Raw genomic sequence first — 23,962 nt, 5'->3', positions numbered from 1 at the left:
GACTCCTGCTACAATTTTAGTATCCATGCCACCGGCCATTCATCCTGTTGATCTCATAGAAATACTCCGCCGGCATCGCCTGACCCCCGCGATTGTCTTTTTGACGTCTCGCCGGGCCTGTGATGAGGCCATTGATACTTTTGCCCACAGCTCTGCCAGGATGTCGACTCAACGCTCGGAGGCTATTCGGGAGTTTCTGGAGAAATTTACCCAAGACTTCCCGAGTGTTGAGCATCACCCCTTAATTCCTGTTGTACAAGAATTCGGAGTCGCAGCTCATCACGCAGGACATCTCCCCTCCTGGAAAATTGCGATTGAAGAACTCATGCGCCAGGGTTTATTGGATGCAGTGTTTGCCACAACGACCTTGGCTGCGGGGGTCGACTTCCCGGCACGAACCGTGGTTATTACCCAATCCAGCGTGCGCAAATCGCAGGATTTCACGGATCTGACAAACAGTGAAATTCAACAGCTGGCCGGCCGCGGTGGCCGTCGAGGCAAAGATTTGGTGGGTGTGGTGGTCATTACGCCTTCTCCTTATATTGACTTACACATTCTTGGCAAAGGACTCACAGGCTATCCGGAACCGATTGACAGTCAATTTGTGGTGTCCTATCCCATGGTGCTGAATCTGCTAAAGGCCCATTCCCTGGATCAGATTGAGGGACTCCTCGCAAAAAGCTTTGCGCAATTTCAGCTGAATCAACGATCCAGTATTCATCAAGATCATCTGGATCAGATCAAGGAACAATTAACACCCTACGGACCCAGGGAGTGCGCCGACTGGATCACTCAATGGAAAGGCTTTGATCTGGCCCGGCGGCGCAAGGCGCACCGACATCCTATCGTAACCAACGACACGCCCTTCCTGACGGCCTGCCTTCCGTTTCTAACTCCGGGACGCCTCATCGGACTGCCAAAAGGTCCGGCGATTATTCTCCGTCAGTATCGAAGTCGTGGAACCTTTGCCCCAATGTTATCTGTGATTCGAGCAAAAGGCACCCTGGGTGAGTGTCCTGCCCATTCGGTCACTCAGGTCTACGACCGTCTGTTTGAGTTTCAGCCCTCTCGCACTATTCCCTGGTGTCAGCCACAAGTGCTCGCTCAACTCAAGAAAGAGCTCTCCCAATTGCCTGCGCGTCTGCCCACCGTCCCGATTTTGCCGGAAACCCAGGAAAAAGACGATCCGCTCCTTGCAGAAATATTAACGGAGGAATTTCCCTGTCCCACCTGCCCCTCCCATTCGGCATGCAAAAAAGACTTTCCCCTGGCATCGAAACTTCGCCAGAAATCCCAGCAATTGACCAAAACGATTCAAGCGCTCCGTGATGGACTGTGGCACCGGTTTCAACAAAAAGCCGACGTACTCCATAAATTCGGATATATCACCGCCAACTCGCAACTCACCGCTGACGGTGAATGGGCTAGACTCATTCGTATTAACCATTCCTTACTCATCACAGAACTGATTCGTATGGAAGCCTTCTCAGGTATTGCTCCAGGATTGTTAGCAGGCGTGATGGCGAGTATTTCCCATGACGATGATCGTCCGGGATCCTACATGCGCCTCCCGTCTGGACTGGCCTCCATGTTGACCCAGGTGCGGGCCGTCGCTGATTCTTTGAGCCCGTATGAACCTCCACCCTTGTTGCGCTCGGATGTCGCGGCACTGGTGGAAAGTTGGATCGGCAATCCCCAGCTTACTTGGGCTTCACTGGTTCGTTCCACATCCATGGCCGAAGGGGATGTGTATCGCCTTTTAGCCAGAACTCTGGAATTTCTCTCTCAAATATATGGACTCAAGGTTACGCATCCCAGCCTGGCCGATACCGCCCACTCGGCGATGGTGACGATGCGCCGGGAAGTCCTGCAAGAACTTCCATAGCCACCGATGGGAACAAAACGCCATGCATCATGATGATCTCAAACGTGAACTCCAAAGTTTACCGGTAAAATATTTACATCACATGGCGAGAGGCCGCATCCATCGCCATTTTCGTCTCGGGAAACATCGACTTGTTGAATTAATGCTGGCCTTTCCACCAGACCAGATTCTGGCCATCGAAACGGAACTGCAGCAGATCCTGACTACCCGCAGGGAACGCCTGGCCGCACAAGAAGCCCGCGCCGCAACACGGCCTCAAATTCCCGCTTCGCCCTTTCAAGGAAAAAATCGCCCCAATAAGAAGAGGCCCACCTTCGGCCCTTTTCAGCCATCGATCACGCTTCAGCAAATCCTGGAGGGGATTGGCGTTCCTGAGCCCCAACCTTTTGTTCCTGATCCCTGGCAAACTGAGGCGGTGGAGCATCTGGCGCATTCAGATGTCATCGTTAGTGCTCCAACGGGAAGCGGAAAAACCTATGTCGCCATACAAGCGATCAGACAGGCCATGGCCCTCAACCAAACGGTGATTTACACCTCTCCACTGAAAGCGCTCTCGAATACAAAATTTATGGAATTCACCCACCTTTTTGGGCCGGATCAAGTCGGGATTTTAACCGGAGACCGGCGCGACAACGCGCAAGCCCCGCTCCTGGTCATGACGACCGAAATTTTGAGAAATTTATTTTATGATGCCGCCAGCGGGGAGATCGATTTACGGCTGCATACTCTCGGGCTGGTCATTTTGGATGAATCCCAATATCTCGCGGATCCGGAGCGGGGGGTGGTGTGGGAAGAAACCATTATTTTGTGTCCATCTCAAGCACGGCTTCTTCTTCTCTCAGCCTCTATCGGGAATCCGCAGGATCTGGCTGAATGGCTACAGGCCATCAGGCCTATACCCTGCCATCTTATCCGCCATGCCAAACGATCCGTTCCTCTTCGAGGGCTGTATCTGCATCCTACAGGGCAACTCGTTCCGCTATTTAAAAACCAGGATATTATCCAAGGCAAAGGCTACACATTTCATCCGGAAACGAAGCAGTTGTTCGCCGAATATGAAATTAAACCATTTCGTTAAATTTTTTAGATGGTCCTTATTCATTACCAAAGCTAATGCAAATCATTAAATTTAAAGCCACTGGCGTTTGTGATAAAAAAACAACACAATGTGGTAATTAATATACGTTTTGGCACTCAATCGAGTGTCAATATTGCTATTTTACGGGAAAAAATTCACATTCCTAATAATTGTTTTTTAGCATAAATTTTGCGTCCTTGAGCTATTTTGATATTGCCTTTTAAAAAATATGATTTATTAGGAATTATTTAAAATATGGACAACAAGTTTCTTGTTTCAACACGTATTACATATATCCTGCTGATTTTACTTTCGATCACCGTTATCGGATGTCAGGGTTTCCAGCCAAAATCCACTGGAGAATTGGCCATGGAAGATCATGATTTTCTTGGGATTTGGGACGCCTATAACCACTGTGTAGCTGGCTCGGATATCCAGCACATGCAGGCCAATCTTGACGTCTTAGCCTCAGCACCAAAACCGATCTCACTTGACGATTCTCCGATTCCAGTCCCCGCCTTTCTGAAAAAATGGTCTACGGCGAGAGGTTCACGTCTGGCTGTCGATCCTCGAGCCATGGCTGCCTCCTGCTCAATTCATCTCGCTGAAGTCGCCCAATTGTCAGCAGATTGGCCAACGGCACTGCGCACATTTCAGGCCATCCTGAAAAATTACCCTGAACCTCAATATGCCTATTACGTCAGTAAAGCCAATCAGGCGATGGAACAACTAACCACCGTTCGACCTGTTTCTCTTTCTTTCCAGGAAGCCCTGGTTGACTAAACTCGCTCCCTCCCTATTTTTCAATTAATTCTTTCAGGCCTCCAGTTTGGCATTTTTTGAAAAATCGTCGGTTGAGGCCTTATTTCAGGACATCACAGGCCTTTCTTACGTGGGGGTATCCTGAGGCAAAGAAAAACAAAAAACATGAGAACCTAGAGGAGTTGCTTGCTTCTGGGCTTATTGGGCTGGCAAATGTCGCATTGGCACATACGGCGTAGTGCCGTATAGGAATAAAGCCCGGTATCATGCCCATCACTCCATTTAAATCGAAAGGCATAGCGCCCAACCGGCTCTATATCCTGTAAGAGTATGAGAAGTGGGATGGAGTCCGGCTTAAGACGCAACTCCCCGGTCCATTCGTCCGTGCAGGCTGCACAGGGGCAATGTTGGCGCAAATATCGAACCGGATAGATGCCCTTATGCCCATCACTCCACGTAATGCCCAAAACCCCGTTTTCCAGCCATTCCATATCCGTCGGTTCAAGTGATGTTTGAGAAGTCATACTTAATTGTCCTTATGAGTGGGGCATAGAAACCCATTGTTCAAATGCTGGAAGAGCTTTTCCGACGACTGCTTGAAAATAGGCATCAATCGCCTCTTCCACCTCAATTCTGACCCTTCCGATCGCTTTTAATCGAGACAGACTGGCCATAGGCAGGCGTCGAGCTTGTTCAATAAACGCTAAACTGCCTTTAGAAATAGACAGTACCCGCCCTACACCCCGTTGACCACAGACGTGGCATACCATCCCCCCTAATCGAGGCGAAAACCACTGAGGCATGTGAGGGGAGGCTATATTTCCGCATTCAGTACACCGATCAATTTGTGGACGAAAACCAGTATAGCCCAGCACATGAATTTGAAATAATAATGTGGTGAGGGCCACGTCCCTCTCCGGGACTAAGTGTTCCAGGGCATATACCAGCGCTGAATACATTTCCGGATTGGGATCACGATCGGCCGTAATCAGCTCCACCATATGTACCATCTTGGCCGCAGCAGCCATCACGCTTAAATCTTCACGTAGGGCTTTAAAGTTTCTGACCAGATCTATTTGACTAATCTGCCCCAAAGCGTCAGGAGTTTTTTGGAATAGCGTGACATCAATAATCCCAAAAGGCTCAAGAACTCCCCCGAAGCGTGTCTTCATCCGGCGAGCGCCCCGAGCGGCGCATCGAATTTTTCCCAAATCGGGGGAATACAGAGTGACAATTCTGTCGGCATCACCCCATCGTTGGCTTCGAATAATGACCGCGCGAGTTCTTAAGAGCGGCATGAGCAGTTTACAAGTACGTTCTACAGGTCAGCAATGAATACTAAGGCCATAATCACTCATTGTTCATCCATATCCCAGTTCATCCAACACTTGAACATTATCACGCCAGCCTTCCTGCACTTTCACCCACATCCGCAAATAAATCTTCATGCCGAAGAGTCGCTCCATATCTAACCGGGCACTTTGCCCAATCTCTTTGAGGCGCATGCCTTTTTTCCCGATCACAATCCCTTTTTGACTGGTTTTTTCGACAAGAATAACGGCTCGAACGGTCGTCAAGCCTGGTTCTTCCTGAAATTCCTCGATCAAGACACCCACAGCATACGGTAATTCATCGTACGTCTGGGCCAGCACTTTTTCACGAATGAGCTCCGCAGCCATATGGCGCATAGGTTGATTGGTCAAAAAATCTTCGTCATACATTAATTCCGAACATACGGGCAGACATGCAAAGGTTAATTCAACTAATTGCGGGATATTTACTCCGGTCTTGGCGGAAATGGGGATGATTTCTGTCCATGGAAACCATGTGCGATATTGACCAATAAGGGGGAGCAGCCTGGATTTGGCGACCGCATCGGCTTTATTCAATAATAAAAACACCCCCTTAAATGGTCGCTCTTGATGAGACGACTGGATCTGTTCCAGAACTTGTCGGTCCCCAGGACCCGGCAACACCTGACTGTCCACAACCATATAGACCACATCGGATTGAGTCAGGGTCCCTAAGGCCGATTCCACCATCTGTGTGTTCAGACGATGGTGAGGCGTATGGAGGCCAGGCGTATCAATGAGAATGAGCTGACCTTCAGGGTAATGCCCCACCCCTAAAATCAGGTTTCGAGTTGTTTGTGGTTTATCAGAGACGATGGCGATCTTTTCCCGTACCAATGCGTTGAGCAACGTCGACTTGCCGACATTGGGTCGGCCGAGAATGGCTAATTGACCTGATTTCATAGAAAAGCTTTCAAGTATGGGAAAACCAAAGAAACAGCAATGAATGAGTATGAAGGGTTACAGGGGTAAGTCGCAAGAAGTCTTGCCGCTAAGGTCGGGCCGTAAACGAGGAAGGGACCGGTTCTACAAATTGATAGACCACTTCTCCCTGCCGAACCATACCCAAACGATTTCGGGCCAGTTCTTCCAGTCGGTGCGGGTCCCGTTGAATACGCATGATATCTTCTTCGATCGAGGCATTGATGTCTTGTAACTGCTGGATTTGTTCCGTCAAATGCTGACGCGTTTCTCGCATATGAAAGTATAAAGGCAATCCATCAGCATTAAAAAACATGGTACCCGCCAGCACACTCATCATCAAAAAGGCCCCAACCATTGGAAGGCGCTCTAACAGATCACCCCCAAGCCCAGTGGATGCCCGTTTCTTATTATTAGGACGCATACGAGAAAATTATGCTTGTACTGGAAGAACAGCTTTCCCCCGATATAAGGCAGCTGAGCCTAATGTCTCCTCAATCCTGAGTAACTGGTTATATTTGGCCAAACGATCCGTACGAGACAGGGAACCTGTTTTAATCTGCCCGGCGTTTAACGCCACAGCCAAATCTGCAATGGTCGTATCCTCCGTCTCACCGGATCGGTGAGACACCACCACTCCATAGCCGGCCCGCTGGGCCATACGCATCGCTTCAATCGTTTCCGTAAGCGTGCCGATTTGGTTTACTTTGATCAAGATAGCATTCGCAATGCCTTCACGAATCCCTCGACCCAAAAATTCGACATTGGTCACAAACAAGTCATCTCCGACAAGCTGCACACGATCCCCGAGTTGATCTGTAAGCTGTTTCCATCCGGCCCAATCACTTTCATCAAGCCCATCTTCAATCGAGACGATCGGATACTGCTTCACTAACTTGGCATAATACTCAACCAGTTCACCTGAAGACATTTTGGGTTTAACCCCATTCCGCACATGATACATCTTTTTCTCAAAAAACTCGCTGGCCGCCGCATCAAGAGCCAATACCACATCTTTTCCTGAGCGATAGCCTGCCTGGTGAATCGCTTGGATAATGAAATCCAGGGCTTCTTCATTCGACCGAACCGCAGGCGCAAATCCGCCCTCATCCCCGACCGCTGTGCTCATGTTTTTGGATTTCAAGATGGCCTTCAGGTGATGAAAAATCTCCGCTCCCATCCTGAGGGCTTCGCCGAAACTCCTGGCCCCAACGGGCATAATCATGAATTCCTGGATATCAAGCCCATTATCTGCATGCGCACCACCATTGATGATATTCATCATAGGCACCGGCAATTCCCGAGCCGAAATCCCGCCAAGATGACGAAAGAGGGGAATTCCCTGCTCCTGTGCCGCCGCCCGCGCCACGGCTAAGGACACGCCAAGTGTGGCATTGGCCCCTAATCGCGTCTTGCTCTTGGTTCCATCAAGTTTAATCAATCGGGAGTCAACGCCGACCTGGTCCTGGGCTTCCATGCCTCGAAGAGCCGGAAGCATTTGCTTTTGAATCCCGGCTAGGGCTTTAGCGACGCCCTTGCCCATCCATCGTTTTTTATCCCCATCCCGCAGTTCCAAGGCTTCACGGGTCCCCGTGGAGGCTCCGGAGGGAACAGCCGCTCGACCAGCCACGCCACTGGCAAGATGCACATCCACTTCAATCGTTGGATTCCCGCGAGAATCCAGAATCATCCGTGAGGTAATGTTCTGAATAAGACTCATAGAAACTGTCATTCCTTTACATCGTGAATAATGGCACCTGTCTTAATCTTGTACCCCGAGATGAGCCTTAGATCAAGATGCAAGATGCTGTTTTAATAGCGTATTGACCTTGCCAGGATTCGCTTTGCCCTGTGACGCCTTCATCACCTGGCCCACCAAAAAACCTAATACGGTTTCCTTTCCGCCACGATATTGCTCTACTTGAGTCGAATGCTTGGCCAGCACGTCCTCTATCAGTTTTCCCAGAATACCCTCATCGGAAACCTGGACCAGACCTTTCTCATTCACCAATTGTTCCGGAGTTTTTCCACTGGCATAAAATTCCGGGAAGAGATCTCTGGCAACTTTCAAGCTAATAGTCCCATTTTCTACCAATTGTAAGAGTCCTACTAATTGTTCGGGAGTTACCGGGGAAGATTCGGGACTGGTGTTAGCGGCATTGAGCTCACGCAGTAATTCGCCCATCACCCAGTTACTAACTGTTTTAGGTTGGGGAAAGTGTTGCACGCAGGCCTCAAAATAGTCGGCCAGGTTTTTGGAGTCGGTCAGAATCTTTGCATCATACTCAGGGAGTTGATATTCAGACACAAATCGTTTCATGCGGGCGGCGGGAAGTTCCGGAATAGTCTGACGCAACGATTCAACCCACTCCGCATCCATCCGGATGGACAGTAAGTCCGGATCGGGAAAATACCGATAGTCATGAGCCTCTTCCTTGCTTCGCATGACAACCGTTTGCCCTTTCTGAACGTCCCACAGCCTGGTCTCCTGACGGATGGCTTCGCCTTCCATTAATGCCTCGGTTTGTCTGGAGATTTCAAAATCTAATGCCTCTTTGGCAAAACGGAAGGAATTGATATTTTTCAATTCGACTTTGGTCCCAAGAACGTCCTGCCCCCGTGGACGAAGCGACACATTCGGTTCACAACGAAAACTCCCCTGCTCCATGTTCCCATCACACACATCCAGATAAACCAAAAGATCATGGAGGGTTTTCAAATAGGCATCAACCTCGTCGGACGAATGTAAGTCGGGTTCGGTGACAATTTCTAATAATGGGGTCCCCGCTCGATTTAAATCGACACCACTGCCTTCCACGGGTACATCGTGAACATTTTTTCCGGCATCCTCTTCCAAATGAGCCCGGCGAATCCGCACGCGTTTTGATTCTCCGTTGAGGGAAATGTCCAGCCATCCGGGTCCGCAGATCGGCAAATCAAATTGCGAAATTTGATAGCCCTTCGGCAGATCAGGGTACAAGTAATTTTTTCGGGAGAATTGATTCGTCAGCATAATCTCGCAGTGAAGCGCGAGTCCCGTGCGGACGGCCATTTCCACCGCACGTCGATTGAGCACCGGCAAACTTCCTGGCAACCCCAGACAGGTTGGACACACCTGAGTATTCGGAGGGAGACCGAAAGAGGTCGGGCAGCCACAAAACAATTTCGTCTGTGTGTGGAGTTGGGCATGCACCTCCACTCCTATTACTGGTTCATAGGCCATAGCGCAACAGAGCCATTCCTCTCGATTTCGTCTGTTCTTAAATCTTAATCCAGGGATTTCATTTCACGTTCGCGGCGCATAGCATCCCGACCCGCATCCAAGGCTTCACGCACGGCACAGGAAATTTCTTCCACCAGTTCACGGCCACGACCCACGACATCTTCTACCGCATCCGTGGCCCGTTCTTTAATGTCTCGTAAATCTTCACCCGTTCGCCGGGCATACCCCGTGATTCGTTCACGGGAATCTCTACCCGGCTGAGGGGCTAACATGATCGCGGTCACGGCTCCCAATAGCGCTCCACTTAAAAATGCCAACGCCACCGATCCTGCTGATGCACCTGAATGATTAGTTGCCATAGGATGGCCCTCCTTTTTGTTCTTTATGGATACGTTTTCTCATAGTCGAACTGGCTGCTTTGAGTCCGGCAAGGACACTGGTAACGCCCACAGCAAGGGCACCCCCTTTCCCGCGAACGGTCTGATGGACCTGATTCACGGTTTCCCCCACATCTCCTACTGCATTCAGGAAAATAGTGGCCCGATCCATACCAAGCCTGGCTTGATCGGTTAACGCTAAAATGTTTTCGTTGGTCCCCTTGACGTCTTTCAATAATCCCGGCAATTCATGGTTCAGGCGAATCAGCAGGCGCTCTGATTGCCCAACCGTGCGTTTCACTTGAAGAATCATTGGTACTAGATAGCCCACCAAGACTACAAAGGCCACGGCAATGATGATCGCTGCCAAATCCACCATACCTCGCTATCCTTTCATGACCGAATTACGGGTCGTTTCATTCGCCAGTCCGTGGCTTGTTCATAGGCATAGGCTGCACGCAAGACCATGGCTTCTTCAAACGGACGCCCCATCAGTTGTAATCCGATAGGAAGTCCCATTTTACTCAAACCACAGGGAACAGAAATTGCTGGAAGTCCGGACAAACTCGCAGGAATGGTATAAATGTCGGACAAATACATCTGCAAGGGATCGTCCAATCGCTCTCCTAATCGAAAGGCAGGCGTCGGCATAACCGGACTCACCAACAGATCGACCTCCTGAAACACGGCATCAAATTCCTGTTGAATCAAGGTGCGAACAGCTTGGGCCTTCCCATAATACGCCTCGTAATATCCCGCACTCAGGGCATAGGTTCCTAACATGATACGCCGTTTCACTTCAGGGCCAAACCCCTGCGATCTCGTGCTCCGATACATTTCTGCCAATTCCCGGGACTCCTTGGCACGAAAACCAAACCTGACCCCGTCATAGCGAGCCAAATTAGAGCTGGCCTCTGCCGTGGCAATGAGGTAATAGGTTGCAATGGCCCGTTCAGTTAAGGGAAGCGTCACTTCGCGAATGGTCCCGCCCAGCTCCTGCAACACCTGTATGGCATCTTGAACCTTTTCATGGACTTCTGCATCAAGCCCCTCAGAAAAATATTCCCGCGGCACCCCGATAATAAGTTTTTTGATATCTTTCTTCTTCACAGCCTTGGTGAAATCCGGGAGGTCACGATTAGCGGAAGTCGAATCCATCGGGTCAAATCCGGCAATGACATTCAGCAGGATAGCCGCATCCGTTACGGTTTTGGTAATAGGGCCGATTTGATCCAAGGATGAGGCAAAGGCAACTAACCCAAAGCGAGACACCCGCCCATAGGTTGGCTTGAACCCAACCACCCCGCAACAAGCCGCAGGTTGTCGAATGGACCCTCCGGTATCAGAGCCTAATGCCGCCACGCATTCATCGGCTGCCACTGCAGCAGCCGATCCTCCACTGGATCCTCCCGGTATAAACTTTTGATTCCAGGGATTTCTGGACGGCCCGAACACCGAATGTTCCGTGGATGAACCCATGGCGAACTCATCCAGATTGGTTTTGCCCAGTATCAAAGGTTGGTGAGTTCGAAGACGACTCATCACTGTGGCGTCATAAGGAGGAACAAAGCTTTCCAACATTCGAGATCCACATGTCGTCCGGATCCCTTCAGTACAAATATTATCTTTAATACCCAATGGCATGCCCATGAGCGGCTGTGTTTTTCGCCAGGCTTTCAGACCATCATCAATCGCTTTGGCTTGTTGGAGTAGCGTCTCTTTTGGTGTCAAGGTAATATAGGCTTTAATTTTCGGCTCCACCTGGCTGAGCCGCAGGGAATAAGACCTGGCGATATCCACAGCACTAATCTCACCAGCGGTAAATTTACCCTGAAGCTCTTTTAGCGTAAGTTTAAATAGAGACATACAAAACCGATTCTGGATTAGTGGGTAAAAGGAAATGAAAAGAAACAGGCCTTCAACCGGAGCAACCCGCTCACACGGGAATTGGCTACTTTGCTTTATTCTGATGATCGACTTGGATAATCTGAGGGACGTGCCGCTTGGCTTCTTCGTCATTGAATAATTCATAACAAAAAATAATGACTTTATCGCCAATCACTCCCAACCTGGCTGTGGGACCATTTAAAATGATCTCTCCCTTGCCACGAGTCCCTGGAAGGGCGTAAGTCGAAAACCGCTCTCCGTTATTCAAGTTGGATACCATCACCGCTTCATAAGACATAATACCTGCCCTCTCCATCAGGTCTTCGTCAATCGTTAAACTCCCCTCATACTCCAGACTGGAACCGGTGACGGTTGCCCGGTGGATTTTACATCGTAACAATTGTCGATACATATTAAATTCCTATTTTCCTTGTCATGCTCAAACCGAGCATTCTCAATATCTCGGGTGGGTTTTATTTTCCTAATATATTCGGGACGACAAAAAATCCATTATGTGACTCCGGGGCATTGGCCAGCGCCTTCTCCACAGACAAGCATTCGCGTGGGCTATCCTCACGGAATTGCTGTTCCTCATGAGCGACGGAGGCCGTAGGAGGGACGCCCTCCGTCGACACCCCCTGCAATTGATCCACATACGATAAAATATGATTCAATTGGTCGGCAAACATGGGTTTTTCCGCTTCCGATAAGTCTAAGCGGGCTAATTGGGCGACATGTTCGACTTCTTGTTGAGTAATGGAGGCCATATCTGATCCTTATGATGAAAGCAGGAATTTAAAAAACATGGAGACGCTGAAAGCGGAAACCACAAACAGCACGTATTTTTACCATGAATTTCTCATGAAAAGCTACTCAGAACCACGGATTGAAGCAGCGGTGACAAAAGTGGAGATCAAGAAAATCTAGAGGAAAAAGCTGAGGCAATCAATGGTCCAAGGTGGGCGTTGAAGAAAGAAGAAAGCCTTCGTCCGCAAAACTCACATAGCGCCCATCCCCAATCACAATGTGATCCAATACTCGGATACCCAAAATTTCTCCTGCTGCCATAAGTCGACGGGTTAAGGCATGGTCCTCCTCGCTGGGATGAGGGTCACCACTGGGATGATTATGGACAAAAATGACTGCTGCCGCAGATTCTCGTACGGCCAGATTGAACACTTCCCGCGGATGAACAATACTCACGGTCAAACTTCCCTCCGAAACGGTGACATCTCGAATAAGCCCATGCTTGGCATCCAACAACAGGGCTTTAAAGACCTCATGCCGAAGGTCTCGCAACAGAGGATAGTAATGCTGATAAATATCATGGCTATGATGAATCCGTAATCCCGCAGTTAACGGAACCGCTAAGGCCCGCTTTCCCAACTCAACGGCTGCGAGAATTTGAGCAGCCTTTGCCGGACCAATTCCTGGAACGACACACAGTTCTTGCAAACTTCGATTGGCCAGACCCCGCAGTCCCTTGAGCCGGGCGAGGAGGTCCAATGCCACATCCACTGCTGAGGAATCGGGCCGCCCGATCCGCAGCAGGATGGCCACCAATTGAGCATCAGATAAACCCTGAGCGCCATTGTTTAGAAGGAGTTCGCGGGGCCGCTCCTTCTCAGGCCAGGATTGAATGCCCTTTTTTGGGGGTAGATCATTCATACTGATAATACCAGGGTATGCCGTACAAGCGTGGGTTGAACTATACGCAGCTAATTTTCACCTCGTCAAAAACGATTCTTCCCATTCTGTTATTGAGATTGTTGAGGTTTCCAGAATTATGATATCGTCCACTCCCATATGAAACCATCTTCTATCCGGATCGTTGCAGGGCAATTTAAAGGTCGAACAATCCCTACACTTCCTGGGCGAACCACCCGTCCAACCTCCCAGCGGGCCAGAGAAGCGCTGTTTTCTATATTGGGCGGCCAGATTCAGGATGCCACCGTGGCTGACTTATTCGCGGGGACAGGAGCAGTGGGACTGGAGGCCTTAAGCCGGGGAGCGACTAAGGCGCTCTTTGTTGAGCAAAATCCATTGGCCGGAGCGAGGATTCAGCAGATGCTTACCCAACTCAAGGTTAGCCCATCAAGCAAGGTCCTCATTGAGGATGCGTCACTCGCCATCCAAAATTCAATTTTGGTAGGATGGCGTCCGTTTGACATGATATTCATGGACCCGCCTTACCGGCTCCCGAATGTTCAACAGATCTTGCATCAATTAGAGGAAGCGGACGTCATGGCCCCGACCGGTCGAATCATTTATGAACATTTCCATAAAACCGCTCCTCCAATTCCTCTTGGAAAATGGTCGCTCATCCGAACCGCCCGCTATGGGGATACGGCATTGACCTTTTACCGACCCGTTTCCCTCACCGCAAAAGACTTTGACCAATGACTATCGGCATTTATCCAGGTACATTTGATCCTATCACCCGGGGCCATACCGATGTCATTGCCCGGAGCCTCCGGCTGGTCGAGCAGGTGATCGTCGCCGTGGCTCCCAACCCTCGAAAAGCCCCTTTGTTCGACTTAGACGAGCGAGTCCAATTGGCCAAAATCGCCACAAGCGACCTCAAGGGTGTCACGGTTGAACCGTTTGACGGCTTACTGGTGAACTACGTCAGGAGGCGCGGAGCTTTGGCCATTATTCGTGGACTAAGAGCCGTGTCAGATTTCGAACATGAATTTCAAATGGCCCTGCTGAACCGAAAACTTGACTCTAGCCTGGAAACCGTCTTTTTGATGTCGAGTGAGGAATTTTCGTATCTCACCTCCAGCATGGTCAAAGAGGTCGCCTCGGTTGGCGGTCCCCTCCACCATTTCCTTCATCCCGAGGTTGCCGAATGGCTCCAGGGTCGATTACGGAGAAATGCCGAATGAACCTTGCCGCGCGAACGACTCGCATTACCCCCTCCCCCACGTTGCAACTCTCCGCAACAGTGAAAGCTCTGGTCGCGCAAGGGCAGCAGGTCTTCGATTTTACTGCGGGAGAACCCTCCCTGGATTCTCCTGAAGAGGCTAAAGAGGCCGCCTATCAAGCCATTCGCTCCGGTTTCACCAAGTATACGGCTGTCACCGGCATTGATGATCTCAAAGAGGCCATCATTGAAAAATTTCAACGTGATCAGGGGCTGACCTACTCAAGGTCGCAAATCCTGGTATCGTGTGGAGCCAAACACACCTTATTCAATCTCGCATTGGCCTTGTTTGAGGCCGGAGATGAAGTCATTATACCCGCACCCTATTGGGTCTCTTATCCTGAACAAATCCTCGTGGCAGATGCCAAGCCCGTCTTTCTTCGGACTTCCGAGTCGTCCGGCTATGCTATTGACGTAAAGGCGCTGGAATCCGTAGTCACGGATCGCACCAAGGCGATCATTCTCAATTCTCCGTGTAATCCGACCGGGAGCATGTATGACCGGGAAACTTTAGAAGGTATTGCCCGGATAGCGCTCCAACATGATCTGCTCATCATTTCTGATGAAATTTATGAAAAGATGGTTTACGACCGGCACCAACACCATAGCATCGCTTCACTCGGAGCAGACATTGCCAAGAACACCATCATTGTCAATGGGGTGTCAAAAACCTATTCCATGACGGGATGGCGGATTGGCTATGCCGCTGGACCCGAGACGCTGATTAAGGCCATGGGTGACATCCAAAGCCAAAGCACATCAAACCCCAGCTCCATCTCTCAAAAGGCAGCAATTGGGGCCATCCGCGGGGCAGATGCGTTTATTCAACACATGGTGAAGGAGTTGGATATCCGGCGAAAGGCCATTGTCGAGGGGTTAAATCGGATCCCGGGTATTCACTGTCCTATGCCTGCAGGCGCCTTCTATGCTTTCCCGAGTGTTGCTCAACTCCTGGGCCGCCGATTCCAGGGAGAATCCTTGCCCACACCGCTGGCTTTTGCCAATTTTTTTCTCAAAGAAGCGCAAGTCGCGTGCGTCCCAGGTGAACCGTTCGGCAGTTCCACGCATCTGCGGTTTTCCTATACTGGAACCTTGGAGGTCATTGAGGAGGGCTTGCAACGCCTTACCGAGGCCGTGGCTAAACTTGAGTAGCCTATGCTTTCAGTCCGGCTTACATTTTTTTAATTCAAACAACACCAAACCTTGACCTGATTAGAATCAGCCTTATTCTTAATAACCATATGGATACAAATCCCCTTAATTGACGTTTACTTTCTGGAGGTAGCCCGTGCCCATTTATGAATACCAATGCACCGGTACCGGTGAGCGTTTTGAAATTCAACAGAAAATGTCAGATCCTCCTATTCAAACCTGCGATCAGTTAGCCTGTGGTTGTGGCAAAGCGGAACCCGTCACTAAAGTCATCTCGGCTCCCGCCATTATGTTCAAGGGATCGGGATGGTATATTACGGACTACTCGGACAAACTCAAAGCGCCCGAGAGTAAATCGGAGAACAAAGGAAAATCCGCTGATACCAGCACCGGCGAATCCAAAACAGACACCAAGACCGGTTCGACCAGCTCTGATAGTGGGTCCAGTTCAACAACCTCCACAGCCGCACCCTCTGCCTCTTCCTCTGGGTCTAGCGGATCAGGGACGACTTCGGGATCAGGGACATCGTCAAGTTCCGGTGCCTCCACTGGACCCGTGGCTTCTACTAGCAGTAAGTCCTGACTCCTCATGCAGATGCACTGGCCGGGGGCACCGGCACGACAACATAACTAACCGAGATCCTATCCACATGATATCCCGGCTTAAATTGCAACCCTGCTTCCTCAGGCTCTTCAAAAATATAGTCCCATTAATCAGGATCATCAGCCCCTCGCAACGAGCCCAAATTCGACCTTATCCTCAGGAGGAGCGAATATCTTTTGCTTCGGCTGCAAGAGATATCAGAGCACTTTACAACAGCAATACTGTTTATCCACAAGAAGTTGTGACTCTTGACAGCTCCGCCTACCGTCGGTACTCTCATCAGGTTTACCAGTAATTTTAGCCTCTTCGGCATCTCAGACCGAGTGGAGGGTTATCCTTTAAACGCTAGAGGGAAAAGCATGAAGAAGATGTGTGTGAATGGTTTGACAAAACTTGTTGGGGTCCTATTCATCACCGGTATCTGTATCCTGAGTCTGACTTCGGAACAGCAGGTCCTTGCCGCTGGAAAAGATTCCTTCCGCGTCGGTGTCCTTGATCCCCAGACCGTGATTGAAAAGTCAAAGGCGGGAAGCCGCGCCTTGGCGGCCTTGAAGGAACATGCCCAAGCCAGAGAAACCGTGATGAAAAATGATCAAAAAGAATTGGAGAGTCTTCAGGAAGAACTCAAAGCCGCAGAGTCCAACTCCAAAATGAGTGAGGAAGAACAAAAACGCAAACAAGAACGGTTTGCGCAAAAATATCAAGCCTGGCAAAAGCAAGGTCAGGATTTCCAGAATGAACTCGGGCAAAAACAAAAAGACCTGGTTCAGGAATACATGAAGAAAATCGAAGAAGCCACAAGTGCCGTGGCCGCACGCCATGGCTTTGATGTGGTCATTGATAAAGGTAGTGAAAACACGCTAAAAATTGTGCTGTACAATAGAGATGGGTTAGATCTCACAAATGAAGTCGTGAAAGAATTTGACCGTCGATTTAAATAACCGTTAACGCATAGCCAACGCTTAAACATTCTCCCCTGTGGGTCACACTCACAGGGGATTTTTTTATCATCTCGCCTTGATATGCTGGGAATACAAATCTCCCCTGTGTATCAGCCGAGGGATGAACGAAGGAACCCCCAGGAACTAAGGCTTCCGGAATAAATCATGTAGGCTGGATCAGAAGATTTTCAAAAATCCCAGAAAGATCTAACGGGGATCAACGGCCGCTGTCTCTGACGGCCTCTTCCTCGGACTGATAGATGGGAATCACCTGATGCAAATTCGCATATTCCAGCAACTCTCTTACATGGGATTGAGGACTTACAATACTCAATTGAATGCGATCGGACTTCATTCGCTGGTACCAAAGAAACATTTGCCCCAAACCCATCGAGTCAATCCAGGTAATGTTCGAGAAATTGAGAATAATATGATGGCATCCTATTTCCTGAGCACCCAGAATAGCCACTTCGAGCCCAAGCTTAGAGTCATAATCAAAACGACCGGATAACTCCAGAACTTTTGTATCCTGGCGAACATGTTCTCTGACAGTCAGCATTTCAGACTTTCCTTTTCTTGACCTTTTCGGCAATCTCATAGCAAAAATTTACTTCATCTCTGAAGGAGACAAAATAATCAGATCCCTAAGTGCCCTTGAGTAATACAAAGTTGCGCACTCCACCCATCCAGATATCGCATTCGAGGCAACAACATCCCTTTGATTGTGATACCCCCAAAAGAGACTGAGCTCTTCAGGGAAGGCTGGCTTCTTTTCCTACATTCTCTATTGTGGATTTATTCTCCGGCAATTATTTCTGCATCCCTGCCGGACCATGGATTCAATGTTCTATATGGTGAGAAGTCAGAAAGTAGGATTAAGTTTCTTAGGGATGCCAGAAGCATTCAGAATCAAGTTCCCGCATAAAAGTACTGAGCCCAAATAGTCTGTTGACTTTTTAAATATCGAGCAGCCCAAAAACATCTTCGCCTTCATCTCTTCTGGATATAATCTGGTCATTTGAAGTTATCGACAAAGAACTTTTCTGGTTGTTCACGGTATTTAGGGATAACACCATCAATGGATGGCAGCATAGTGAACTAACCCGTTGAGCTCCATTGGAAAATTTATAATGATTTCTGGAATACCCTGCCGGAATTATTCCGGGAAGCTACCGAGACATGAACGATCTGGCCATATTCCTATACTTCTCTGTTAAGTCTTCCAAGCGAGCTAATCACGGAGGACGGGAGTCCTTAATCCTGGCTGAGTAAGGATCGGGGAGGTTTTCTTAGAGATTTTTAACTTATCAGGGCAACAGGCTTCTCCGCCTAAATGCAGATCGTTAATTCAAGAAAGGATTATTCTTTTTAACATCATGCCAACTCGAGGGTAAGGATGGTGTCCTCAGGGAAGAGGCATACCCATCTAAGCTAAGCGCATTTTTAATCCGTGACAAAAGTATCCGAGTGGTCCGAAATGGATGGCCCAGAGCGAGGATTGAACAAAATGGTGGGTGATTGGAACTAAGCTTGAAGCAGAAATTGGATCAGTGAAATGCGGTCTTCCAACGATTTGATTGTTTTGGTGTAGATGGTGCGCCCGGCAGGAATCGAACCTGCGACCCCCGGCTTAGAAGGCCGGTGCTCTATCCAACTGAGCTACGGGCGCACGGTAGGAAAATCGCATAGTTAGGGAGTTTGAGTCAACGACCCGGCAGCCTGGGGTGCCAATTATTGCAGCCGGCATTTCAGCCCAGAAAATCAAATAAAAAAACATAGGTTTTGAACGAGGGTATCATCTGCTCTACAGAAACGAAGCAAGGCTAAAGCTTTTAACAACTCTGCCCAGGAAACAGGGTGAGGACTATGTAAATCCGTTCAAATCGTCAAAAACGGCAAAAAACAAACCCCGTTCATCTCTAAACCATCCGATCTTCACATAACATGCTTAACGTGTCGTTCATGCATATATAGGATATTCGCATCCAACCGATAGGGTGAGCTATCGGAGGTGGATATGCGAAATAATTGTACCCTTGGTGTTGTCAGTTTCTTCGTACTCCTTGGTGCCTGCGCATCGCAGCATTCGACCCATAATACTGTTGATGAACAGATTGATCTCTATCTCAGCACACTGGATGATAAGCATTTCGTCTGGTGCGAATTAGATCTGGAGCAATGTCGACGTGACTTTGAGGCATGGAAACTGACCACACAAGGTATCAGCATAATTAAGGAATTCGAACGAGAGAATACTGATCAACCGGACAATACTCAGCACGTGCCGAATGTCTTTCGTACGCGTTTTGTAGAGGAAGGCCAGTTAGGAGAGGAAATGAAAAGCCAGGACGGCAGGGGGCAGAGCTTCGATCGGGATCCGGACGGCTTGGGTAGGTCCTATTGGACTACCGATCATCATGAAAATTCGATACAGGAAGATATGATTATGGATCCAAGAATTCATGGTCCCCAACCCCCGCGCTGATATCCTTGAGGGGCCGGCTAAACTTACCATTCGGCTCAGATCCATTCGCTTGATACCCCACAACACCCTGCTTATCGAACCGACTTCTCCTTCTTTAATAACCAAAGGTTTTCTGAGGTGCCTTCACTTTTCTTTGATTTCTATACGTTTTAATGGGAAAATGATGACAAACGACTAGTCTAATGGAAGAACCTATTCCCCCACCCGAACCAGCATACCGCGCTCTTTACAGATATTGAAGGTATGGTAGAACCATGCCACGATGATCACAAGGAAGCCACAATTGAGGCCCGCGGCCCAAAGCAAATGAGTCACCGGTGCGCTTCCTGTGGTGAGGACCGCACGCATCCCTTCAAAGATATGTGCAGGAGGGACCATCCAGGCAATGGATTGCAAGACAGGGGGAAGGACTTCAATCGGGTAAAACACACATGAGATAGGTTGGAAAAGGAAGACCATACCCCAGGCCAGCACTTCAGCCTGCTGTCCAAAGCGCATAATGATGGAGGTAGTAAGCACACCAATGATCCAGCCGGATATGACCAGATTGAGAACAAAGGGAAGCAAGGAAAGGCCCATCTGGAGAATGTCGTAGGAATAAAACACCCAGGCGAAAAGCATCATCAACCCACCCACGGCAGTAACCTTCAGCACACTCATGGTCATGGTCGCAACGAGATATTCTCCGACTGTTAACGGACTGGCAAACAGGTTCATCAAATTTCGAGCCCACATTTCTTCCAAAAATGAGACAGCAATGCCTTGCTGTGCACGGAACAACACATCCCACAAAATCAACGCTCCCAGAAAAAAAGTGACGGCCCCGTGCACTTGCATGCCGACCTTTTCCAGGTAGATTGTAATGAATCCCCAGACCACCAAATCTAAAAACGGCCAATAAAAGATCTCCAGTAACCGGGCAAAGCTTCGCTTGTAGAGATACATATGACGCGACAACAAGGCAAGGATACGACCGAGACTCATGGACCGTTTTGCTCTCTGGCCAGTTTCAAAAAGACCTCTTCCAGATCTCGTTGAGCGTAGCGTTGAATGATTTCGGAGGCGGTACCTTCCGCCACAATTTTGCCCCGTTGCAGGAAGATGATGCGATCGGACATCTCCTCCATCTCCCGCATGTTGTGTGAGGTATAGAGAATACTCAAGCCTTCCGAGCGTTGATATTCTTTCAAGAACGATTTGATTTTATTGACGATATCAGGATCCAAACTCGCGGTGGGTTCATCGAGAAACAGCACTTTGGGTTCGGTCATGATGGCTTTGGCCAGGGTGAGCCTCGACATTTGGCCTGAAGATAGTTTCCTGGTCAGTCGATGCCGAATGTCCTCCATTTCCAGCTTTTTCACAATATCATCAATGCGTTGCTGGATATGCTTGAGTTCATAAAGCCTCGCAATGACCTTGAGATTTTCCTCTACCGTTAAAGAAAAAGGCATCGAAATATAGGTAGAGGAAAAATTCACCTGTTTCAGAATGGTTTCCCGATGTGTGGCCAGATCAAGTCCGAACATATGAATGTTCCCGCCGGTCGGCGTGATCAGCCCTAACAACATATGAATGGTGGTGGTTTTGCCGGCGCCATTCGGCCCAAGGAGACCGAGTATTTCACCTTTTTTGATGTCAAAGGAAATATTATCGACGGCGGTAAAACCCTGAAATCGCTTGGTGAGATTTCGAACTTCAACGACGGGGGAAGCCATGGAATCTGAGGCTGGTATCAAAACAAAAACCCACCGATTTTATCGGGCAGGTGACAAGTTTCACAGCGATTGCTCAGCACTTCACTCTCGAAACGTTGTTCCCCATCATGACAGCGCAGACAATCGGCCATGTTCGCTTTCCAGAGCGCCGAGTCTTTTGGATGATCCGGCTCATGTGGTTGATCATCGAGTTTGACATGCCCGCGCGGAATCACAATGGGATACCCTTTAATCGGCGTCCCGTGTACGACCCGTCCGTGACAGGTCGTACACCCCTCCCCTTTTCCGCGTTTCTGAAACGCCTCCATGTGTTCCCGATGATTCATGATTAGCCCGACATCCTTGACCGGTTGGGGCAAATCACGCGCAGAGACTTCCGTCACCCGCAAGATGGCTCGATGACAACCAATGCACACGGAAGAAGCTACATGGGATTCAAGGTTATGCGGTTCGGTCGGGGTTCCCAAAACGGTGATCGCGACGTCTTCTATTCCGGCAAAGACTTTATCCTGAATAAACCCGGAAATACCTGGACGGACGTGGCAATCGACACAGGTGACATCTTTATGACTGGATCGTACCCAGGAATCGTAGGATGGTCTGATGGTATGACAACTCGCACAGAAGGTGGGCTGATTGGTCAGCGGGATAGCCGCGGCCCCTCCTAAAGCCAGCACCAGGAGTGTGGCCGCAATGAGGGTCAGGCCTTTTCCCATGAACGTTACGAATCCCTTTGCAGCGGGAACTTTTTCATGATCAGTTGCGCCAGCCCTTGGACGTCATCCCGATCAAACCATGGGGCCGAGCATTCAATACGTTTCATTGAAGCCACGGCCAATAAACCATCTAATGACACATCTACTTCTTGTAGCTGCTCGCGCACAACGATGACTTTCGGAAACCCGTGGCTTTTCCAGCCTTCGGCAATAATTAAATCGATTTCTCCCTTGATGAATCGGTCCCGCACTTGATCGACAGGAAGTTCTTCCGGAACATCAGCAAACATGGCCAGGCTACCCTTGGACAAGACAATGACCGTACTGGCCCCTGCGCGTTTGTGGCGCCAACTGTCTTTGCCTTCAGTATCGAGATCGAACCCATGCCCCGCATGCTTGATGGTGGCCACTCGATAACCCGCGTGAGTCAGCTCCGGAATAAGCCGTTCAATCAAGGTCGTTTTGCCACTGTTGGAGCGGCCAACAAAACCCAAAATGGGAGGTGTCATGATGAAGCCTGTACTCCCTTCTATGAGGTCGAATGATGCCAAAAAGACAGCGTGACTGATGAAAAATATGTCGTATATCTTTTAAAAATTTCGTGATAATAGTTGGACGTTTACCCAATCGCCCGGCTTCAGAGATTCGACCTCTTCCGGTACATCAATGAATCCATTCGCTTTCACCATTGAGGTGAGGATGCCGGACCCCTGGCCACCGGTCGTCCGGACCGTGAGGACCCCATTTTCCTGTTGAAGAATGCCGCGGAGGAAATGCCGCCGGTCGGGATGTTTGGAGAATGTTTCTTGAAAAATGGCTTTCACAACCGGTCGTTCCCACTTTCGATGTCCGCCCATTTTCAACATGGCTGGTCGCACGAGTTGATCAAAGGTAACCATTGAAGAAACGGGATTCCCCGGCAAGCCAAACGCCAACTTTCCTTGGATTTTACCAAAGGCTACCGGCTGTCCGGGGCGAATCGCTAATTTCCAGAAATTCATGTCTGCACCGAGTTCGGCAAACACCGGCTTGGTAAAGTCATAATCTCCCATGGAGACTCCACCCGATAATACCAAAATATCGCAGGTGAGCCCCTGTCGGATTTTGTCTTTTAAGGAATCAGGGTTGTCTTTGGCAATTCCCAAGAGGACAGGGATTCCTCCCGACTCTTGAACCGCAGCAGCAATGCCATAGCTGTTGGAATTTACGATTTTATGCTCATCAAATGATTCATCCAGATCCGCCAATTCATCTCCTGTAGAAAGGATGGCCACTCGAGGACGCTGCGACACAAGGACAAAAGATTTGGCCAGAATGGCCAACATGCCGATTTCCCCGGAACGCAGTTGGGTCCCTTTTGGAATGATACACTCTCCTTCCGTCACATCTTCCCCTTTTGGTCTGATGTTGGAACCCTGACCGGCTTCAGTCTTCATGATTCGCACCTTCGTCCCTGAAGGCTCCGTGTATTCCACCCTCACGACAGTATCTGCTCCGGCCGGCATGGGGGCTCCGGTCATAATTCGAATCGCTTCGCCTGGGCCGACGGTTTTCGTAGCCACAGCTCCTGCTGCGACATCTTCCACAATAGTCAATTCCGGAATTCGAGTAATGGCATAGTCCTGCTTAATGTCGGCCCACCGGACGGCAAAGCCATCCATCGCCGAATTGTCCCATGGAGGATTGGATCGTGGGGCGAGAATGTCTTCTCCCAAAACCCTGCCGAGGGAATCAAGGAGCCCGATTTTTTCACAGCCTAAGGGATGCGCCGCATCCAGGACAGTTTGTTGGGCGGAAGTTAACAAAGTAAGCTGATCCATGAGTCTTGCCTAATCATTCGGAAGGTTGAAGTTGTTTTCTGAAGACAGCGGCACCCTCTTCAGAGTCCCGCCACGAGCACACTAAACATCTGTTTTTTTATTTCGTTACGGTAGT

At 49.4% G+C, this 23,962-nt stretch carries 27 protein-coding genes and 1 tRNA gene; 9 read left to right on the top strand and 19 right to left on the bottom strand.

Annotation, left to right across the window (positions count from 1 at the left end):
- The first annotated feature begins 25 nt into the window (after positions 1 to 25).
- The 3 genes from H6750_09520 to H6750_09510 all read left to right on the top strand — a co-directional run bounded on the left by H6750_09520 (position 26) and on the right by H6750_09510 (position 3,746).
- On the top strand, positions 26 to 1,885 hold the full coding sequence (locus H6750_09520; protein ID MCB9774545.1) for a hypothetical protein: 1,860 nt from the start codon (positions 26 to 28) through the stop codon (positions 1,883 to 1,885).
- A 22-nt stretch (positions 1,886 to 1,907) separates the two neighbouring features.
- The gene (locus tag H6750_09515) at positions 1,908 to 2,963 is read left to right on the top strand and encodes a DEAD/DEAH box helicase (GenBank protein MCB9774544.1); all 1,056 of its coding nucleotides are present in this window, start codon (positions 1,908 to 1,910) and stop codon (positions 2,961 to 2,963) included.
- 255 nt (positions 2,964 to 3,218) lie between these two features.
- Positions 3,219 to 3,746, top strand: coding sequence for a hypothetical protein (locus H6750_09510; GenBank protein ID MCB9774543.1), 528 nt, complete (start codon positions 3,219 to 3,221; stop codon positions 3,744 to 3,746).
- Between the two features lie 152 nt (positions 3,747 to 3,898).
- Here the strand turns inward: H6750_09510 and H6750_09505 are convergent, their stop codons facing one another.
- The 12 genes from H6750_09505 to radC form a co-directional block, all read right to left on the bottom strand.
- On the bottom strand, positions 3,899 to 4,249 hold the full coding sequence (locus H6750_09505; GenBank protein MCB9774542.1) for a DUF971 domain-containing protein: 351 nt from the start codon (positions 4,247 to 4,249) through the stop codon (positions 3,899 to 3,901).
- Between the two features lie 12 nt (positions 4,250 to 4,261).
- Positions 4,262 to 5,023, bottom strand: a complete 762-nt coding sequence (recO, locus tag H6750_09500) for a DNA repair protein RecO (protein ID MCB9774541.1) — start codon at positions 5,021 to 5,023, stop codon at positions 4,262 to 4,264.
- Between the two features lie 63 nt (positions 5,024 to 5,086).
- A complete protein-coding gene (gene era / locus H6750_09495; protein MCB9774540.1) occupies positions 5,087 to 5,980 on the bottom strand; it encodes a GTPase Era in 894 nt (297 codons plus the stop codon).
- Positions 5,981 to 6,068: 88 nt separating this feature from the next.
- Positions 6,069 to 6,422, bottom strand: coding sequence for a septum formation initiator family protein (locus H6750_09490; GenBank protein MCB9774539.1), 354 nt, complete (start codon positions 6,420 to 6,422; stop codon positions 6,069 to 6,071).
- Positions 6,423 to 6,431: 9 nt separating this feature from the next.
- Positions 6,432 to 7,718, bottom strand: coding sequence for a phosphopyruvate hydratase (gene eno / locus H6750_09485; protein MCB9774538.1), 1,287 nt, complete (start codon positions 7,716 to 7,718; stop codon positions 6,432 to 6,434).
- 72 nt (positions 7,719 to 7,790) lie between these two features.
- Positions 7,791 to 9,221 (bottom strand): Asp-tRNA(Asn)/Glu-tRNA(Gln) amidotransferase subunit GatB, encoded by a 1,431-nt coding sequence (gatB, locus tag H6750_09480; GenBank protein ID MCB9774537.1) that lies wholly within the window; start codon positions 9,219 to 9,221, stop codon positions 7,791 to 7,793.
- 44 nt (positions 9,222 to 9,265) lie between these two features.
- Positions 9,266 to 9,580 carry a YtxH domain-containing protein gene (locus H6750_09475; GenBank protein ID MCB9774536.1) on the bottom strand — a complete coding sequence of 105 codons (315 nt, stop codon included), beginning with the start codon at positions 9,578 to 9,580 and terminating at the stop codon, positions 9,266 to 9,268.
- Entirely contained in the window at positions 9,570 to 9,977 is a 408-nt protein-coding gene (locus H6750_09470) for a DUF948 domain-containing protein (protein ID MCB9774535.1), read from the bottom strand. Before H6750_09470 ends, H6750_09475 begins: the two co-directional genes overlap by 11 nt.
- Positions 9,978 to 9,991: 14 nt before the next feature.
- Positions 9,992 to 11,464, bottom strand: a complete 1,473-nt coding sequence (gene gatA / locus H6750_09465; GenBank protein MCB9774534.1) for an Asp-tRNA(Asn)/Glu-tRNA(Gln) amidotransferase subunit GatA — start codon at positions 11,462 to 11,464, stop codon at positions 9,992 to 9,994.
- 85 nt (positions 11,465 to 11,549) lie between these two features.
- Positions 11,550 to 11,897, bottom strand: a complete 348-nt coding sequence (locus tag H6750_09460; GenBank protein MCB9774533.1) for an aspartate 1-decarboxylase — start codon at positions 11,895 to 11,897, stop codon at positions 11,550 to 11,552.
- A 61-nt stretch (positions 11,898 to 11,958) separates the two neighbouring features.
- Positions 11,959 to 12,252, bottom strand: coding sequence for an Asp-tRNA(Asn)/Glu-tRNA(Gln) amidotransferase subunit GatC (gatC, locus tag H6750_09455; GenBank protein MCB9774532.1), 294 nt, complete (start codon positions 12,250 to 12,252; stop codon positions 11,959 to 11,961).
- Positions 12,253 to 12,430: 178 nt separating this feature from the next.
- Positions 12,431 to 13,153 (bottom strand): DNA repair protein RadC, encoded by a 723-nt coding sequence (radC, locus tag H6750_09450; GenBank protein ID MCB9774531.1) that lies wholly within the window; start codon positions 13,151 to 13,153, stop codon positions 12,431 to 12,433.
- 138 nt (positions 13,154 to 13,291) lie between these two features.
- On the opposite strand from radC, the gene rsmD reads away from it, so the two are divergent.
- From rsmD to H6750_09425, 5 genes are all read left to right on the top strand, one after another.
- Positions 13,292 to 13,888, top strand: coding sequence for a 16S rRNA (guanine(966)-N(2))-methyltransferase RsmD (gene rsmD / locus H6750_09445; GenBank protein ID MCB9774530.1), 597 nt, complete (start codon positions 13,292 to 13,294; stop codon positions 13,886 to 13,888).
- A complete protein-coding gene (gene coaD / locus H6750_09440) occupies positions 13,885 to 14,373 on the top strand; it encodes a pantetheine-phosphate adenylyltransferase (protein ID MCB9774529.1) in 489 nt (162 codons plus the stop codon). Before rsmD ends, coaD begins: the two co-directional genes overlap by 4 nt.
- Positions 14,370 to 15,563 (top strand): pyridoxal phosphate-dependent aminotransferase, encoded by a 1,194-nt coding sequence (locus H6750_09435; protein ID MCB9774528.1) that lies wholly within the window; start codon positions 14,370 to 14,372, stop codon positions 15,561 to 15,563. The genes coaD and H6750_09435 overlap by 4 nt, the downstream gene beginning before the upstream one ends.
- 136 nt (positions 15,564 to 15,699) lie before the next feature.
- A complete protein-coding gene (locus H6750_09430) occupies positions 15,700 to 16,146 on the top strand; it encodes a hypothetical protein (protein ID MCB9774527.1) in 447 nt (148 codons plus the stop codon).
- 380 nt (positions 16,147 to 16,526) lie between these two features.
- Positions 16,527 to 17,108 (top strand): OmpH family outer membrane protein, encoded by a 582-nt coding sequence (locus H6750_09425; protein MCB9774526.1) that lies wholly within the window; start codon positions 16,527 to 16,529, stop codon positions 17,106 to 17,108.
- Between the two features lie 217 nt (positions 17,109 to 17,325).
- Here the strand turns inward: H6750_09425 and H6750_09420 are convergent, their stop codons facing one another.
- Positions 17,326 to 17,667, bottom strand: coding sequence for an STAS domain-containing protein (locus tag H6750_09420; GenBank protein ID MCB9774525.1), 342 nt, complete (start codon positions 17,665 to 17,667; stop codon positions 17,326 to 17,328).
- A 1,033-nt stretch (positions 17,668 to 18,700) separates the two neighbouring features.
- A tRNA-Arg gene (locus H6750_09415) sits at positions 18,701 to 18,777 on the bottom strand.
- 348 nt (positions 18,778 to 19,125) lie between these two features.
- Here H6750_09415 and H6750_09410 point away from each other — a divergent pair.
- A complete protein-coding gene (locus tag H6750_09410) occupies positions 19,126 to 19,593 on the top strand; it encodes a hypothetical protein (GenBank protein ID MCB9774524.1) in 468 nt (155 codons plus the stop codon).
- Between the two features lie 192 nt (positions 19,594 to 19,785).
- Here the strand turns inward: H6750_09410 and H6750_09405 are convergent, their stop codons facing one another.
- The 5 genes from H6750_09405 to H6750_09385 all read right to left on the bottom strand — a co-directional run bounded on the left by H6750_09405 (position 19,786) and on the right by H6750_09385 (position 23,847).
- On the bottom strand, positions 19,786 to 20,577 hold the full coding sequence (locus H6750_09405) for an ABC transporter permease (GenBank protein MCB9774523.1): 792 nt from the start codon (positions 20,575 to 20,577) through the stop codon (positions 19,786 to 19,788).
- Complete coding sequence (locus H6750_09400) at positions 20,574 to 21,311, bottom strand: ABC transporter ATP-binding protein (protein MCB9774522.1); 738 nt, start codon at positions 21,309 to 21,311, stop codon at positions 20,574 to 20,576. The genes H6750_09405 and H6750_09400 overlap by 4 nt, the downstream gene beginning before the upstream one ends.
- Positions 21,312 to 21,328: 17 nt before the next feature.
- The gene (locus H6750_09395; protein ID MCB9774521.1) at positions 21,329 to 22,027 is read right to left on the bottom strand and encodes a NapC/NirT family cytochrome c; all 699 of its coding nucleotides are present in this window, start codon (positions 22,025 to 22,027) and stop codon (positions 21,329 to 21,331) included.
- A 5-nt stretch (positions 22,028 to 22,032) separates the two neighbouring features.
- Positions 22,033 to 22,536: a molybdopterin-guanine dinucleotide biosynthesis protein B gene (mobB, locus tag H6750_09390; protein MCB9774520.1), complete on the bottom strand. Its 504-nt coding sequence runs from the start codon at positions 22,534 to 22,536 to the stop codon at positions 22,033 to 22,035.
- Between the two features lie 81 nt (positions 22,537 to 22,617).
- Entirely contained in the window at positions 22,618 to 23,847 is a 1,230-nt protein-coding gene (locus H6750_09385; GenBank protein ID MCB9774519.1) for a molybdopterin molybdotransferase MoeA, read from the bottom strand.
- Positions 23,848 to 23,962 lie beyond the last annotated feature (115 nt).

The organism is Nitrospiraceae bacterium (genome assembly GCA_020632595.1).
Lineage (GTDB): Bacteria > Nitrospirota > Nitrospiria > Nitrospirales > UBA8639 > Nitrospira_E.
This window is presented reverse-complemented; position numbering and strand designations above follow the sequence as displayed.

Bases quoted from the DNA above. Each gene is read 5' to 3' on its own strand.
- era (MCB9774540.1), bottom strand. From the start codon at position 5,980: ATGAAATCAGGTCAATTAGCCATTCTCGGCCGACCCAATGTCGGCAAG.
- H6750_09515 (MCB9774544.1), top strand. From the start codon at position 1,908: ATGCATCATGATGATCTCAAACGTGAACTCCAAAGTTTACCGGTAAAA.
- recO (MCB9774541.1), bottom strand. From the start codon at position 5,023: ATGCCGCTCTTAAGAACTCGCGCGGTCATTATTCGAAGCCAACGATGG.
- H6750_09475 (MCB9774536.1), bottom strand. From the start codon at position 9,580: ATGGCAACTAATCATTCAGGTGCATCAGCAGGATCGGTGGCGTTGGCA.
- radC (MCB9774531.1), bottom strand. From the start codon at position 13,153: ATGAATGATCTACCCCCAAAAAAGGGCATTCAATCCTGGCCTGAGAAG.
- eno (MCB9774538.1), bottom strand. From the start codon at position 7,718: ATGAGTCTTATTCAGAACATTACCTCACGGATGATTCTGGATTCTCGC.
- H6750_09405 (MCB9774523.1), bottom strand. From the start codon at position 20,577: ATGAGTCTCGGTCGTATCCTTGCCTTGTTGTCGCGTCATATGTATCTC.
- H6750_09410 (MCB9774524.1), top strand. From the start codon at position 19,126: ATGCGAAATAATTGTACCCTTGGTGTTGTCAGTTTCTTCGTACTCCTT.
- gatA (MCB9774534.1), bottom strand. From the start codon at position 11,464: ATGTCTCTATTTAAACTTACGCTAAAAGAGCTTCAGGGTAAATTTACC.
- rsmD (MCB9774530.1), top strand. From the start codon at position 13,292: ATGAAACCATCTTCTATCCGGATCGTTGCAGGGCAATTTAAAGGTCGA.
- H6750_09520 (MCB9774545.1), top strand. From the start codon at position 26: ATGCCACCGGCCATTCATCCTGTTGATCTCATAGAAATACTCCGCCGG.
- H6750_09435 (MCB9774528.1), top strand. From the start codon at position 14,370: ATGAACCTTGCCGCGCGAACGACTCGCATTACCCCCTCCCCCACGTTG.
- mobB (MCB9774520.1), bottom strand. From the start codon at position 22,536: ATGACACCTCCCATTTTGGGTTTTGTTGGCCGCTCCAACAGTGGCAAA.
- H6750_09490 (MCB9774539.1), bottom strand. From the start codon at position 6,422: ATGCGTCCTAATAATAAGAAACGGGCATCCACTGGGCTTGGGGGTGAT.
- H6750_09385 (MCB9774519.1), bottom strand. From the start codon at position 23,847: ATGGATCAGCTTACTTTGTTAACTTCCGCCCAACAAACTGTCCTGGAT.
- H6750_09460 (MCB9774533.1), bottom strand. From the start codon at position 11,897: ATGTATCGACAATTGTTACGATGTAAAATCCACCGGGCAACCGTCACC.
- H6750_09505 (MCB9774542.1), bottom strand. From the start codon at position 4,249: ATGACTTCTCAAACATCACTTGAACCGACGGATATGGAATGGCTGGAA.
- H6750_09510 (MCB9774543.1), top strand. From the start codon at position 3,219: ATGGACAACAAGTTTCTTGTTTCAACACGTATTACATATATCCTGCTG.
- gatC (MCB9774532.1), bottom strand. From the start codon at position 12,252: ATGGCCTCCATTACTCAACAAGAAGTCGAACATGTCGCCCAATTAGCC.
- H6750_09400 (MCB9774522.1), bottom strand. From the start codon at position 21,311: ATGGCTTCCCCCGTCGTTGAAGTTCGAAATCTCACCAAGCGATTTCAG.
- H6750_09470 (MCB9774535.1), bottom strand. From the start codon at position 9,977: ATGGTGGATTTGGCAGCGATCATCATTGCCGTGGCCTTTGTAGTCTTG.
- coaD (MCB9774529.1), top strand. From the start codon at position 13,885: ATGACTATCGGCATTTATCCAGGTACATTTGATCCTATCACCCGGGGC.
- H6750_09425 (MCB9774526.1), top strand. From the start codon at position 16,527: ATGAAGAAGATGTGTGTGAATGGTTTGACAAAACTTGTTGGGGTCCTA.
- H6750_09395 (MCB9774521.1), bottom strand. From the start codon at position 22,027: ATGGGAAAAGGCCTGACCCTCATTGCGGCCACACTCCTGGTGCTGGCT.
- H6750_09420 (MCB9774525.1), bottom strand. From the start codon at position 17,667: ATGCTGACTGTCAGAGAACATGTTCGCCAGGATACAAAAGTTCTGGAG.
- gatB (MCB9774537.1), bottom strand. From the start codon at position 9,221: ATGGCCTATGAACCAGTAATAGGAGTGGAGGTGCATGCCCAACTCCAC.